Source organism: Paraburkholderia xenovorans (assembly GCF_046030735.1).
GTDB lineage: Bacteria > Pseudomonadota > Gammaproteobacteria > Burkholderiales > Burkholderiaceae > Paraburkholderia > Paraburkholderia xenovorans_A.
The window spans coordinates 109,356-122,471 of the sequence record NZ_JAQQBV010000009.1 but is presented as its reverse complement, the minus strand read 5'-3'; the positions used below and the strand labels follow the sequence as shown (position 1 = coordinate 122,471).

The following is a 13,116-nucleotide window of genomic DNA, read 5'->3' as shown; positions in this document are numbered from 1 at the left end:
GACCGAAACATAATGTAAGCAAGCTGGCAGGCTTGTATGGGTGTGTTCACCACCTTGTGTGGTCCGGAGAAAGCTGATGGGTAACGTTGCCGACGATCCGCTGATCGGGCGTATGCCGCAGGAACAGAGAACGCGTGAGGACGGCCGCGTGATCGATCTGAGTCTTGCGGGAAAGGGCAATTACCGCGCGAAACGCGGTGTGCTGATCGAGATGCTGTGGTTCTTCCTCGAAGCCTGCGTGATCAACAACAAGCTGCTGCCGCTGTCGTTCGTGCGGGTCGCGCTGCTGCGCCTGTTCGGCGCGAAGATCGGCCGCGGTTGCCGCCTCGTGCATCCGATCCGCGTGAAAGCGCCGTGGAATCTGGAGGTGGGCGATCACTGCTGGTTCGGCGTGGACGTGTGGATCTACAACCAGGCGACGATCCGCATCGGCTCGAACGTGTGCATCTCCCAGGGGACATTCCTGAGCGCGGGTTCGCATGACATGAGCACCAATATGGATTTGCGCGTCGCGCCGATCGTTATCGAAGACGGCGTATGGATTACGTCGAAATGTGTCGTGCAGATGGGCGTGACGATCGGCCGGTCGGCCGTGGTGACGCCGTTGTCGGTCGTGCATCGGTCCCTTGAAGCGGAGGGCGTGTACGGCGGAAATCCGTGTCGTTTTATCCGGAATCGCTTCGGTTCCGTGACCTGAACCACATAGATAGAACCGCAGCGTTTGTACGCTGAGGAGGCCAAGTCGTTGAGCACCGGAATATCGGCCGCCGCGATGCGCTTTATCGATCGACTTTTGAAGATCGGCGCGACGTGATTCGTTCGATGGATGGATCCGGCAACGATGTGTGCGTTGGCTTGCTTGCTAGCTCCGGCTGGCGAGCCGCCGGGTGGACGCACTCAAGACATGCAGCAAGAAGATGGGGAGCAGGGATGTTTATCGATACTCGCAACGTCGAACAGAACACGGTCATCGAAACGACAGTCTGCATCATCGGCGGCGGGGTAGCCGGGATCACGCTTGCGTTGGAGATGTCGAGGGCCGGTGTCGACACGTGCATGCTGGAAAGCGGCGGGTTCGGGCCGGACGACGAAACGCGCGATCTCTATCGTGGCGAGAACGCCGGCCTGCCGTATACGTTCGCCGACGGCTCGCGCAGCCGCTATTTCGGCGGCAGCAGCAATTGCTGGGGCGGCTGGTGCCGTCCGCTCGACCCGTGGGACTTCGAGAAGCGCGACTGGATTCCTCACAGCGGTTGGCCGTTCGGACTCGACGAACTCGCGCCGTACTATGCGCGCACGCACGAGCTGCTGAAGCTCGGCCCGCAGAATTTCGATCCGGCCTACTGGGAGCGAGAAATCGGCCGCGAAGACGTGCGCCGCATACCGCTCGCGACGGGCGACATGCGCGATACCGTCGCGCAGTTCAGCCCGCCGCTGCGTTTCGGCAAGGTGTATCGCGAGGAGTTGTCGCGCTCGCCGCGCGTGCGGGTGTTTCTGTACGCGAACGTGCTGAATATCGATGCCGACGCGCAGGGCACGTCGATTTCGCGTGTGCAGGTGGGCACGATCAGCGGCCGCAGGATTTCGGTGACGGCGAAGACTTTCGTGCTGGCTACCGGCGGCATCGAAAATGCGCGCCTGCTGCTCGCGTCGAACGATGTGCAGAGCACGGGCCTCGGCAATGCGAACGATCTGGTGGGCCGCTATTTCATGGACCATCCGCGTGTGATGTCGGGCAAGGTGCGGTTCCGGCAAGGCATCCCGCGCAACAAGCTGTACGACATCAAGTACCACTATCAGAACGCGGCGGTATCGGCGCACGGCACGAAGATTTCGTCGCAGTTCGCGCCGAAACAGGAGTGGATGGAGCGCGAAAAGCTGCTCAATTCGCGGGTGTGGTTGTACTCGCGCTGGTACGGTGAGGGCAGCGCCGGTTCCGAGGCGCTGATCCGCTGCAAGGAAGCGCTGATGCAGAAGGATCAGCCGGGCCGCAGCCTGAAGGCCGACCTTGCGACGATGGCCGCGCATCCGCTGGATACCGTGGGCTTCGGCCTGACGCGTCTGCTGCAATGGCCCGCGCTGATCACCGACGTGACCTTGCAGGCGATCGCCGAAGCGGCGCCCGATCCGGACAGTCGCGTGACGTTGTCGGCCGAGCGGCGCGACCGCTTCGGCATGCCGCGCGTGAAAGTGGAGTGGCGGCTCGGCGAGCAGGTGCAACGCACCTTCGACAAAACCTTCGCGTTGCTCGCGCGGGAATTGCAAATGGCGGGCGTCGCGGACGTCGAACTCGATGCGCCGCTCGAAGGCCGCCGCTGGCCCACGAAGCTCGAAGGCACCTGGCATCACATGGGCACCACGCGGATGCACGATTCGCCGCGCGAAGGCGTGGTGGATCGCGATTGCAAGGTGCACGGCATCGGCAATCTGTATATCGGCGGCAGTTCGGTGTTTCCGACCGTCGGCGCGAATTTCCCGACCATTACCATCGCGGCGCTGTCGTTGCGTCTTGCCGCCCATCTGATCCGGCAGCTCGATTTGCCGGACATCGTCGGCAACACGAGGGCCGATGCCGCCAATAGCGCGATGATCACGATCCCGGTGCAATCGCAGGTCGATGCGTTGCCGATCGCGGCGTCTGCGTTGACGCCGTTGATGAAGGAGCAGTGACGGTGGGGGGTGGCTTGCGGCCGGGTGCCGCAAGCAGGTGGGTCTGAGTGAATGAGCGTGGCTTAAGTAGCTTAGCGCCCGACGATCGAACGCAGCCCGATCAACCCCGCTCAGCAGCCGTTTTGCGCAGAGAAGTAAGCGGCGCGCGGCGCGTATCGCCGGCGTCGACGCCTTTCGATTCCAGCAGCGCGGTCAACGCGCCGACCATGGTCTCGATGCGAAAGCGTGAATGGAACGTGCGGCGTGCCTGAGCACGCATTGCATCGCGGGCGGCGTTGTCGAGGTCGAGCCAGCGCAGCAGATTCTTTTCCGTTCCGTCGACCGTATCCGACGCCACCAGGCCCGCACCGTCCTCATCGATTTCGCGCCACACGTTGACCTTGTCGGAGATCAGCGCCGGCAGACCGCAGCCGAGCGCCTCGGCCACCGCCACGCCAAAATTTTCCTGATGCGACGGCAACACGAACACGTCGCTCGCATGGAATGCGCCCCACTTGAGATCGCCTTGCAGCATCCCCGGCAGCGTGAGCCGGTCCGCGATGCCCGCCGCCTGCGCCTGTGCGCGCAGCGCCGGCGCCCAGCCGGTTTCGTCCGGACCCGCGATGACCAGATGCAGAGCCGGATCGCGACCGGCGACGCGGGCAAATGCGTCGATCAGCAAATCACAGCCTTTCTTCGCATGCACGCGGCCGAGAAACAGCACGATGCGTTTGCCTTCGAGACCGGGCACCGCTTGCAGAAACGCTTCGCGTACGCGAGCCGCGTCGAGTTCGGGCACCGTGGTGCCGAACGGAACGATCCGTTCGTGCGCGCGATACAGCCAGAACGATTGCCGCGAGCGCGTGCGTTCTTCTTCGGTCGTGAAGATCACGGCGCGCGCGTCGCGCAGCACCCGATAGTCGGCCCACGGCCAGTACAGCCACTTCTTCAGATGCTTGAGCGGGTACGCTTCCTTGAACCACGGGTCGAGCATTCCATGCGTGTACACGTAATAGGGCACTTCGCTTCTGCGCAACGCTTTCCATGTGCCGAAGCCGTGGTATTGCCACAAGCCGTGCACGACCACCGCGTCGAAGTGTTTCGCGTTCGCGGCGAGCCAGGGCGTGAGGCGCGGGCTATAGCCGTAGCGTCCTTTGACCGGACCGAACGAGTGAACCGGAAACGGGAACGCCGCGAGGTAGGCTTCGCCGGGTGCATCGCAGGTCGCCACTTCGATTTCGTGTCCCGCTTCCTGCATCGCCATGCCGCTGCGGCGTACGCCTTCAACCGGACCGCCGGCGCGTGGATCGACGCTGGCAAGCAGATGGAGGATTTTCATCGGACGATGTCTTGTCGGTCGGTGCGGTGAGCCGATGGCTTATGCGGGACGAGCGCGCCGAAGTTGCCGGACACCGATGAGGCGGTGCGCGCGGTGCTGGGGCTGCCGAGCGTCGTCGCGAGATCGGCGCGGCCCATGCCGGGCTGAATACGGCCCGGCAACTCGGGCATCGCGGCCGGGCGCAGATGCGGCGGGGTCGGCATGCGTCTCTTGCGCGCGGGCAGCGCGCGTTGCAGACGCGCGTGGGTTGCCACCATCAGTCCAAGCGCAAGGCCGAAGATCAGCCCCGAGAAGCGCGGCCCGAGCGGATTGCCGCCGATCGACGTGGCGGGCAGCGCGGCGAACAGCATGATCGCGCGGCCGAGCACGGGCAACAGCGGCGCGTCGGGCACGACCGAGCGCCAGTATCGATACGAGAAGATGCAGATCACGAGCGCGGCGAGCGACGCGAGCGGCATCGCGACGCCGAACAGCAGGCCGCCGGCGAAGAATTGATAGACCCAGAAATTGTGACCCGCGGCCCATTCGTTGACCGCGTAAAAGTCTTTCTCGCTGAACTGGCCGGCGAGGTCCGGCAGATAGAGCGGCGAATAGCGGTAGTAGTGTCCGTAGCCCTGGCCGAACAACAGCGCTTCGGGCGTCGCCGTCACCTGATCGTATTGATCGCGGATCTCGGCAAGCCGTGTGATGGTGGTCGGATCGCGGCCGGATGGGGTTTCCTGCGACGCGAAGATGCGCTGCGCCCAGTGTTCGGTGACGGTAGGAAACGCGACGGTGGCGATGCCGGCCACGCCGGCCAGCACGGCGAGAACGATCACCGACCGGGCGCCCGCGCGCCACACGTAGCGGATCGACGGCGCGCACAGCGCCAGTACGAGCACGAACAGCAGGATCGTGCCGAGCATCATGCTGCGCGTCACGCTCAGCAGTTCGACGATCACGCTGACCGCGAAAATGCCCACGGTGAAAAACGAAAAGCGTTTCGCGACCACGAATTCGTGCAGCAGCACGCCTTGCAGTCCCAGCAGCGTGACCGACAGAATGCGAAAACGCACGTCTTCGAGATCGCCGCCGGTCGCCATGCCGAACGCGAACGTGAACAGCAGGCAAATAACGTTGGCGACGAAAATCGCTTTCTCGAACTGCGAGATCCGGTATTCGCTCCACGGGCGGCAGGCCACCACGTAGCCGAGCAGAAACAGCATGAACGGCAGCAGCACGCGCAGATAATTGCCGGTGTCGTTATCCTGGATCATCTGGGTCAGCACGCTGCCGAATACGCACATCAGCATGCTGATGGTGACGATCGAGCGCAGGCGCGAGCGTTCGCGAAAACGCGGCGCGATCAGCGCGAGGCCGATGCCCGCGGCGACCACCGGTAGAACGAACACGAACTGGGCGAAGTGCCCGGTATTGGCGTCGGTGGCCTTATAGTCCACCGCAAGCGGTAGTATGAAAATCCAGATCCAGAGCGTCGCATACTGATGGCGCATTGCTGATTCCTCCCCGTGGCCGTCGTTTCGCCGTTGTTTTGCCGCCGGTCTGTAGCCGGCAGTCTCGCAAGAACTCATTGTGCGGGAATATCCCCGCTTGCCAATCCGGGCGGCCGCTTTCGTCTCCGATCGCCTGGGTTCTGGCGACAGGAGCAAGGACGCCGCCTGCAAGAGCCGCGCGAACTTTGCCATCTTGTCGGCCAATGTCTTGATGTTGGCGCGCGCGCACGGCTTTAGCCACCGAAGATGCCGGAAGGGACATGCGGGACATGCGCCCACGAATGGCGCCAGGGGAGAACAACATGAAGTTATTCGGCGGGGGACCCGCGACGACCGGCAGGGCGATCGAGCTCGACTTCGTCCGCGGCATTGCCATCATCATGGTGATGGGGTTTCACTTTCATGCGGTTCATACCGGCAACTTCCTGATCCAGATCATCGAATATCCGCTGAAGAATTTCGGCCGTGAAGGCGTGAATCTGTTCTTCACGCTGAGCGGCTTTCTGGTGGGGGGCCTGTTGCTGCGCCAATACGCGGAAACCGGTCACGTCGACGCGCGGCGCTTCATCATCCGGCGGATTTTCCGCATCTGGCCGGCGTATTACGTGCTGATCGTGTTCCATGTGCTGGCCGGGCGGCATCCGTGGAATAGCTTCCTGTTCCAGAATCTCGTGCATCTGCAGAATTATCTGGGCACGTCGATCACGCAGACCTGGAGTCTTGCGGTCGAAGAACATTTCTATCTCGTGCTGCCCGCGCTGCTGTTGCTGTTCGCGCGCTGGCGCTTTCGTGTGTGGACGATCGTCGGCGTGCTCAGCGCGATTTGCGTGGTGGTGCTCATCGCGCGCTGCTTCGCGGTGGCGGACGGCGATCTGCAAGGCGCATTCGCGTACACGCAGTACCGGATCGACAGCTTGCTGGTCGGCGTGATCCTGTCGGCGATCTACTGGATGAAGCCGGCCGTTTATCAGCGCTTCGCAAAGAACAAGTGGCTGCTGGTCGGCATCGTCGCGCTGCTGTGCGCGTGGCTCGCGTTCGCGACCAAAAACATTCCGCTCGACGAAAGCATCGGCTATACGCTTCAGGCGCTCGGCTTCGTCGGTCTGATCGTGCTCGTGCTCGAGCATTCCGGATCGCTGCGTAATTCGCTGCTCTATCGGGGCGTCGCGTGGATAGGTCTGTACTCGTATGGGATTTACCTGTGGCATTCGCTCGCGCTCGCGCCGGGCGACATCATCATCCGCAAGGCGACCGCGCTCGGTCTGCCGCCGAGCGCGATCTGGATCATCGCGCTGACCGCGCAGTTCGCGATCGCCATCGTGATCGGCTATGCGACCACGCGCGCAATCGAGTATCCGTTCCTGCTGATACGCAACGCGCTGTTTCCCGAGAAGCGCAGCAGTTCGGTGCGCGAGCAGCCTGCGCCGGAGCCGGTGCCCGTTACCGGCGGCCAGTTGTCCTGATCGCGCATGGACAGATCACGCTGCCGCATCGTGCGTCGGACGTGCTGGCGAATCTGTTGTGTTAAGAGTGAATCGGCGGTGAGCGGTGGAGCTAGCGGCCGCGAGCCGACACAGTGAGCAAGCGGTCAGTGACCCGACGAAGCGACCAGGAGTCGCATGTAGGTGCGATTTGCTGCAGCGACGCGTGCAGAACGTCAAGCCATCTGCCGAAGCAGCGTCTGCTTGAACTGACCGAGCGTGTGCCGCGACAGCAGATCCTCGCGTTCCGACGGCACCGCGTGGTCCGGATGCGGCCACGACGTCATCGTCTCGGTGATCGCGCGGCCGATCGACGCCGAGCTCAGATCGCTCAGAATCGGTCCCAGCTCGCAGCGCCGGCTGAACCAGCCGATCAGGCCGTCTTCGGTGGCGATCACCGGCTTGCCGAAGCGGTACGCCTGCACCAGCACGCCGCTCATTCCATAGTGACCCTTGTAGCCGAGCCACACGGCATCGCAGGCGGAAAACAGATCGCGTTCGATCTCGTTCGAGATGAACGAATCGATTATCAGCGGCGCAGGCTGCACGCTGCGCACATGGTTGCGCATGAAGTGGCGCGTGCCCGCATCCTGTTCCCCGGCGACGATCAACGTGGGCGCATGTTCCATCCGCGACAACGCGTGAACCAGTTCGTAAATTCCTTTGCGCTCGGTAATCGCCCCATACACCAGCAGATAGCGTTGCGTGGGATCGAGCCCGAGCCGCTCGCGTGCGAGCGCGGGGTCTTCCGCGCGCTCGTCCGGAAACGGATCGGCCACATAGGCGACCGTCGCACTGCCTTTCGATGCATGGCGCGCGGCCCACTCGGGCAAGGTCGGATCGATGGTCAGCAGCGTGCGCAGTCCGGCTGTGCGGATCGCGCGCTTGAACAGCAGCGCCTTCACCGCGTTGACGACCGGACGATCCGGCGCCTTGATGCCGACCTTGTGATGATGAAACGTCGAACGCATCGTGATGCCGATCCACGGCGTCTTGCCGAACGGCGAGCCGAGAAACGGCAGCGAGTAGAAGAAATAGTCGGCATAGGGCACGACCGCGAGCCTGATCGGCTGCACGCGCCGCACCATCCGGTGCACGCGCTTGAAGTAACGATGAAAGCGCCAGTATTCGTTGGGGTCGCGCAGCAGACCGCGTGGCCGCTCTTCGGGATCGACGAACGCAATCTGCATGTCCGGGCGATTGGCCGCCACGATCTGGCGCGGCAGCCGGTGGTCCTCGTTGGCGGATTCGGTCGCAAGAATGCACGGATAGCCGGCCTCCGCGCAAGCCTGCATCGTCCACTCGGCGTAACGCCAGCGATGGCCGGTGAGGTTGGGTTCCACAATCAGCACGTAGTCTTGTTGCATCGCGCGTATCACCGTAGTCGTTGTAGTCGCTGTCGCTGTCGTTGCCGTTGCGCAGGATGCCCGTGCGCAGGCCCGCCGGACGGCTAACGTCCCGTCGACGGACTGCTGACTGACGAACGTTAGCATCCGTCGCGCAAGGTCGAACGGTCAATTTGCCCCGTTCTGTGGCTAAACGTACTAGAGCGCAATGGCTTCGGCTGAACTCGCCTGGGTGATGGCGGTTGGTGCCGGTTCTCTCGCGGTAAGGTCGTATACAGAGTTCGATGAAAAACCTTGCCGGCGACGCTGGCGACCTTACCAATCAAGCGCCGGCACACGCAGCGATCCGACAAATGGGCGCGTGCCATGCAACGGCGTTCCAATTCGACGGAGTACAGCTTGCGGGCGATCAGGCTTCCGGCGCTTTCGATAGCGTCCAGCTTCGGCGCGAGTGCGGCGACGTGGGTGCTGCTTCAGCAGTTCGCGGTGCGTGGACTCGTGGCGATCAAGTTTCTTGCAATTGGGCGGATGCTGGGGCCGGCGGCGATCGGCAGCGTGAGCGTGGCGTTGCTGGCGGTCGCGATTGCCGAGGCGTTGTCCGATACGGGGCTCGCGCAGGCGGTCATTCAGGGCGAACACGCGCCCACGCGTTCGCAACTCGGCGCGGTCTGGACGACGCTCACCGCGCGTGGCGTGCTGATCTCGCTGCTGCTGGTGGCGCTCGCGCCGCTCTTGAGCAGCCAGTTCCATCTCGACGGTTCGCTCGTGCTGATCCAGCTCGCTGCGACGCTGCCGCTGTTGCGCGGACTCGCGTCGCCGACTTATTACCTCGTGCAACGCGACCGGCGCTTTCAGCATATTGCCGGTGTGGAAGTGGCGGCGGCTTTCGTCGACTGCTCGGTGGGACTTGCGCTCGCGTATGGCGGTGTCGGCGCGATGTCGGTGCTGATCGGGCTGGTGGCCGGTGAATCGCTGAAGAGTTCGCTCACGTGGCTCACGATGAAGCCGCGCCCGCCGCTGCGCCTCGTGTGGAGCGGCATCGGCCAGTACGTCGGCTTCAGCCGCTGGATCTGGGCCAGCAGCGTGATCAATCTGCTGCTCAACCAGTTCGACAAGGTGGTGGTCGGCAAGCTGCTCGGACCGGCGCAACTGGGCAGCTATCAGATGTCGTCGCGGCTCGCGCAGATGCTGCTCGCCGACGCGGCGATCGCAATGTCGCAATACCTTTTCCCGACTTTCGCCGCGCATCATCGGCGCAGTCCGCAGGCTGCCGCGCGGCTGATCAAGATCTATCTGCTTGCGGTCGCGGTAGGGCTCGCGGTGTTCGTCGAAGTGCTCAGGCTGGTCGCCGAGCCGCTGTTCTCGCTGATCCTCGGCGCGGCGTGGCTGCCCGCGGTGCCGCTCTTCAGGATTCTGGTGATCAATATGGCGATCGGCGCGCTGATTGCGGTACTCGTCGCTTATCTGCGCGCGGTCGGCGACGCGAAGGCGACCGTGCACGCGTCGCTGATCCAGGTGGTGGTGCTGGTGATCAGCGTGCCCGCCGCCGTTCACTGGTGGGGCGTGACGGGGATCGCATGGTCGATGACGTTGGGACTCGGCTGCGCCGCGGCGTGGATGCTGTTCCGGACGCTGACTGCGAGGGCCGCCCCGTGATGCGAGTCTTCCATCTGGTGCTGGCGCCGCGCCTGTCCGGCGCCGAGGTTCTCGCAAAAGATCTCGCGATCGATCAATGCGCGGACGGCATGGCCGTGTGCATGGCGTCGCTGATGCCTGTGCACGATGAATTCATGCCGCTGCAGCAGGAGTTGCAGCAGCATGGCGTCGAGTGTCTGTTCCCGTCGCGGCGGCGCCGTCCGGCCGGCAAATTGTGGAACCTGTTCGCGGCGGTCAGGCAGTTCCGGCCCGACGTGATCTTCGCGCACGCGACCATTCCGTCGTTCTATGCGCGCGCGTTGCCGGTGCGCGTGCCGGTCGTCTACGTGATGCATTCCGCGACCAACGACTTCGAGCGGCCGCTGTTCCGGCGCGTCGAGCACATTCTGTCGGGACGCGCGCGCGCGGTGATCGGCGTGTCGCAACAGGGCGTGACCGATTACGCGCGAGCGATCGGGCCGCATCCGTCGATGACCGTGGTGCCGAACGGCGTCGACCTCGCGCGCTTTGCGTTCACCGACGGCGTCGCGCGCAGCGGCGGCGCGCCGCAGGTCGTGCAGATCGGACGCTACGCGTTGGTGAAAAATCAGTTGCTCACGGTGCGCGCGTTCAGCAAGGTGCTCGCGCGCGTGAAGGATGCGCGTCTCACGTTGTATGGCGTGGTCGAGGATCCGGACTATCAGCGCGCGGTGATTGCGCTCGTCGACGAACTCGGGATCGCGGAGCGTGTGGTCGTGGCCGGCCCGCGCACCGATGTCGCGAGCGTGCTGTCGGAGTCGAACGTGTTCGTGATGCCGTCGCGCTCCGAAGCGCATAGCGTGGCGTTTCTCGAAGCGCTCGCTTCCGGTATTCCGATCGTCGCGAGCAGGATTCCGTCGTTTGCGTTTGCGAACGGATTTCCAGGCGTGCAACTCGTCGATACCGACGACGTTCAGAGCTATGCCGATGCGGTGCTCGTCGCGCTCGGTCAGGCGCGCGCGCAACGCTCGCTCGCCGGGCTCACGCTCAGCGATACGGCCGCGCGTTATCGGGCGATCGCGCAGCAGGTGTGCATGGCGGTGCCGGCGCGGTAGGTGGGCGGCGGTCTTGTTCCTGTTCGGTGCTGCCTGTGTTGCCTGTGCTGCCTGTGTTGCCGTTCAGTGGTGAGTCGCCGACGGATGCTCGTCCGGCGTCGCCGCCGCTGTTTCCGGTTCCTGCGTCCACGCGTTCGCGAGTTCCGATTCACGCACGGCTAGCGTAAGGAGCCGTTGCGCTTCCTTGCTGCTCGCGTCGATTTGCAGCGCATTGCCGGCGTTCTGCCACATGCAGGTCCAGCGTGCGATATAGCCGCAACCGCGCGCGACGCTCAACAACCCGTCGCGTTGCTGTTCTCGCTGCGCGAGCGTCGTGCGCAGATTGAGCGCGTCGCGATTGTCCGGTTGCGCGGCGATTGCGGCGAGCACTCGCGCTCTCGTCGCCGACAGATTGTTCTGCTGCAGGTTGGCGCGCGCGGCGCGCAGTTGCCGCGACGCATCGGCGCGCGCTTTGTCGGTGGGATTGTCGGCCGGGGTGGCGGGATTGTGCTTCGCTTCCTGTGCGCGGGATGCGGTGGATGTTGTCGATACCGTGGGCCTCACCGGCGCCGCGCGGCGTGCCGGCGGCGCGGTGGCCGCCGTTACCGTCGCGGTGGGTGTGGGTGCCTGCCGTGTGGGCGCGGACGATGGCGACGACGACAGCGACGGCGCCGGCCGTACCGGCGCGGGCCGCGCGGCGGGCGCAACCGGACGCACGGCCGCGAGCGGCCGCGCCGGTGCGGCCGGGGTCTGTTGCGCAACGACGAGCGGCGACTTCACCGGCTGGGTTTGTACTTTGCCGGACACGGCGATCGGCGTGCCGACGGCGGCGTCGTTGCTATGGATGAAGCCGAGATACACAGCCGACACGACCACCACCAGCGACGCGCCGAGCGCCACCGGCCGGCGCAGTTTCTGCGAACGCGGCAGTGTCTCGAGATCGAGCTCGGGTTCCGGCGTGACGTAGTAAGGATCGGTCAGCGCTCGCGACGACGAGCCCCAGATTTTTGGCGCGGGCAGCCGGGCGGCGAGGATCGGCGGCGTGTGACTCAGTGGCGTGTGACTCAGCGGGACTTTCAATTGCGAGCCCGGCGGATGACGCATGCCGAAGGTTTCAGCCGGCCGCGCGTGACACGCGGCACAGGGCGTGAAGCGGCCGACTAGCGGGGCACCGCAGTGCCTGCATCGGAAGGGATCATGCCGATCGGTATCGAAGTCGCTAAGCATCGCCGTGTCGCAAACGGGGCGTCGAATGCCGGCGCCACAATCAGGAAAAACACGCGCGGCAACGAGGCTTGCAACCGGGGTTACTGTGTGACGACGTAACCCCGCGCTTGCATGCACGCGCCATACGCGGCCCAGTACTGTGTCATTGGCGGCTCGGGAGCCGGCAGCGGAGGCAGCTTCACGTTCGACGCCGAGGTCGTCGGTGCATCGCTGGCCGCCACCGTTTCCGAGGCGCTGGTCGTTGCGGTGGTTGCTGTTGCCGCTGCTGTGGTCGCCGTGGAGCTAACCGCAGTGGCGGCGCTCGTCGTCGTGCCCGGCTTGCCCGCCGCTTTGCCAGCGGCGGCACCCGATGCGGCGCTCACCGTGGGCGCACTTGCGCCGGCGCCGGCCGTGGCGGCAGGCATGCTCGCGCTGCCCGGCGGGGTCGCTGAAAAGCTGCTGGGGGGCAAAGGCGGCCGTGACGGCGCGCCGGTCGACGAAGTCTTCAGCGCCGCCGGTTTGCGCGGCGGCAACTGCGATTCATGGACGATGTTGACCTTGGTCTGCTTGTTCGCGGCCGCATAACACAGGCCGGTGTCGACGCTTTGCTGATACGCGCTCTGGCTGCGGACCGGATAGGTCACGGGCTGCCACGCGACGGCGGCGCTGCTGAACACCCACAAGCTCAATGCTATATATGTTTTCAATCCCATCGCAGTCGCTCCCGCAGCGATGTTTAGCCATTTACAGGCAGGCAGTGGCACTTTCGCGGCAGGTTCTGCTGGCTGCTGACTCTGCCGCTGAAACGGCGGCTCATTTCCGCGAAGGCTGCCTCTTTAGCGTAACACCGCGCTTTGTCGATCGAATGCTTCGGATAGCGCACGAAAACGCCAT

The 13,116-nt window shown here is 64.5% G+C and carries 10 protein-coding genes; 5 read left to right on the top strand and 5 right to left on the bottom strand.

The genetic code is table 11. The features are described from left to right. Positions 1 to 76 precede the first annotated feature (76 nt). Together PQQ51_RS11225 and PQQ51_RS11220 are read left to right on the top strand one after the other, a co-directional pair. Complete coding sequence (locus tag PQQ51_RS11225) at positions 77 to 697, top strand: DapH/DapD/GlmU-related protein (protein ID WP_408496843.1); 621 nt, start codon at positions 77 to 79, stop codon at positions 695 to 697. A gap of 233 nt (positions 698 to 930) precedes the next feature. Further along, on the top strand, positions 931 to 2,670 hold the full coding sequence (locus PQQ51_RS11220) for an FAD-dependent oxidoreductase (RefSeq protein ID WP_408496842.1): 1,740 nt from the start codon (positions 931 to 933) through the stop codon (positions 2,668 to 2,670). Positions 2,671 to 2,770: 100 nt separating this feature from the next. On the opposite strand, the gene PQQ51_RS11215 is transcribed toward PQQ51_RS11220, so the two are convergent. Further along, positions 2,771 to 3,988: a glycosyltransferase gene (locus tag PQQ51_RS11215; RefSeq protein WP_408496841.1), complete on the bottom strand. Its 1,218-nt coding sequence runs from the start codon at positions 3,986 to 3,988 to the stop codon at positions 2,771 to 2,773. Next, positions 3,985 to 5,481 carry an O-antigen ligase family protein gene (locus PQQ51_RS11210; protein WP_408496840.1) on the bottom strand — a complete coding sequence of 499 codons (1,497 nt, stop codon included), beginning with the start codon at positions 5,479 to 5,481 and terminating at the stop codon, positions 3,985 to 3,987. The genes PQQ51_RS11215 and PQQ51_RS11210 overlap by 4 nt, the downstream gene beginning before the upstream one ends. Before the next feature lie 302 nt (positions 5,482 to 5,783). Here PQQ51_RS11210 and PQQ51_RS11205 point away from each other — a divergent pair, with 302 nt between their 5' ends. After that, positions 5,784 to 6,944: an acyltransferase family protein gene (locus PQQ51_RS11205; protein WP_408496839.1), complete on the top strand. Its 1,161-nt coding sequence runs from the start codon at positions 5,784 to 5,786 to the stop codon at positions 6,942 to 6,944. 194 nt (positions 6,945 to 7,138) lie between these two features. Here the strand turns inward: PQQ51_RS11205 and PQQ51_RS11200 are convergent, their stop codons facing one another. After that, on the bottom strand, positions 7,139 to 8,329 hold the full coding sequence (locus PQQ51_RS11200) for a glycosyltransferase (RefSeq protein WP_408496838.1): 1,191 nt from the start codon (positions 8,327 to 8,329) through the stop codon (positions 7,139 to 7,141). Between the two features lie 378 nt (positions 8,330 to 8,707). Between PQQ51_RS11200 and PQQ51_RS11195 the strand changes: the two genes are divergently transcribed. Next, positions 8,708 to 9,964 carry an oligosaccharide flippase family protein gene (locus PQQ51_RS11195; RefSeq protein WP_408496936.1) on the top strand — a complete coding sequence of 419 codons (1,257 nt, stop codon included), beginning with the start codon at positions 8,708 to 8,710 and terminating at the stop codon, positions 9,962 to 9,964. Next, positions 9,964 to 11,037, top strand: a complete 1,074-nt coding sequence (locus tag PQQ51_RS11190; protein ID WP_408496935.1) for a glycosyltransferase — start codon at positions 9,964 to 9,966, stop codon at positions 11,035 to 11,037. The genes PQQ51_RS11195 and PQQ51_RS11190 overlap by 1 nt, the downstream gene beginning before the upstream one ends. 63 nt (positions 11,038 to 11,100) lie before the next feature. Here the strand turns inward: PQQ51_RS11190 and PQQ51_RS11185 are convergent, their stop codons facing one another. Together PQQ51_RS11185 and PQQ51_RS11180 are read right to left on the bottom strand one after the other, a co-directional pair. Next, on the bottom strand, positions 11,101 to 12,120 hold the full coding sequence (locus PQQ51_RS11185) for a hypothetical protein (protein WP_408496837.1): 1,020 nt from the start codon (positions 12,118 to 12,120) through the stop codon (positions 11,101 to 11,103). A gap of 203 nt (positions 12,121 to 12,323) precedes the next feature. After that, entirely contained in the window at positions 12,324 to 12,935 is a 612-nt protein-coding gene (locus PQQ51_RS11180; RefSeq protein WP_408496836.1) for a hypothetical protein, read from the bottom strand. Between the last annotated feature and the right edge of the window lie 181 nt (positions 12,936 to 13,116).

What these genes read in the sequence shown, in the direction of transcription:
- PQQ51_RS11225 (WP_408496843.1), top strand. Translation starts at nt 77, where the DNA reads ATGGGTAACGTTGCCGACGATCCGCTGATCGGGCGTATGCCGCAGGAA.
- PQQ51_RS11220 (WP_408496842.1), top strand. Translation starts at nt 931, where the DNA reads ATGTTTATCGATACTCGCAACGTCGAACAGAACACGGTCATCGAAACG.
- PQQ51_RS11215 (WP_408496841.1), bottom strand. Translation starts at nt 3,988, where the DNA reads ATGAAAATCCTCCATCTGCTTGCCAGCGTCGATCCACGCGCCGGCGGT.
- PQQ51_RS11210 (WP_408496840.1), bottom strand. Translation starts at nt 5,481, where the DNA reads ATGCGCCATCAGTATGCGACGCTCTGGATCTGGATTTTCATACTACCG.
- PQQ51_RS11205 (WP_408496839.1), top strand. Translation starts at nt 5,784, where the DNA reads ATGAAGTTATTCGGCGGGGGACCCGCGACGACCGGCAGGGCGATCGAG.
- PQQ51_RS11200 (WP_408496838.1), bottom strand. Translation starts at nt 8,329, where the DNA reads ATGCAACAAGACTACGTGCTGATTGTGGAACCCAACCTCACCGGCCAT.
- PQQ51_RS11190 (WP_408496935.1), top strand. Translation starts at nt 9,964, where the DNA reads ATGCGAGTCTTCCATCTGGTGCTGGCGCCGCGCCTGTCCGGCGCCGAG.
- PQQ51_RS11185 (WP_408496837.1), bottom strand. Translation starts at nt 12,120, where the DNA reads ATGCGTCATCCGCCGGGCTCGCAATTGAAAGTCCCGCTGAGTCACACG.
- PQQ51_RS11180 (WP_408496836.1), bottom strand. Translation starts at nt 12,935, where the DNA reads ATGGGATTGAAAACATATATAGCATTGAGCTTGTGGGTGTTCAGCAGC.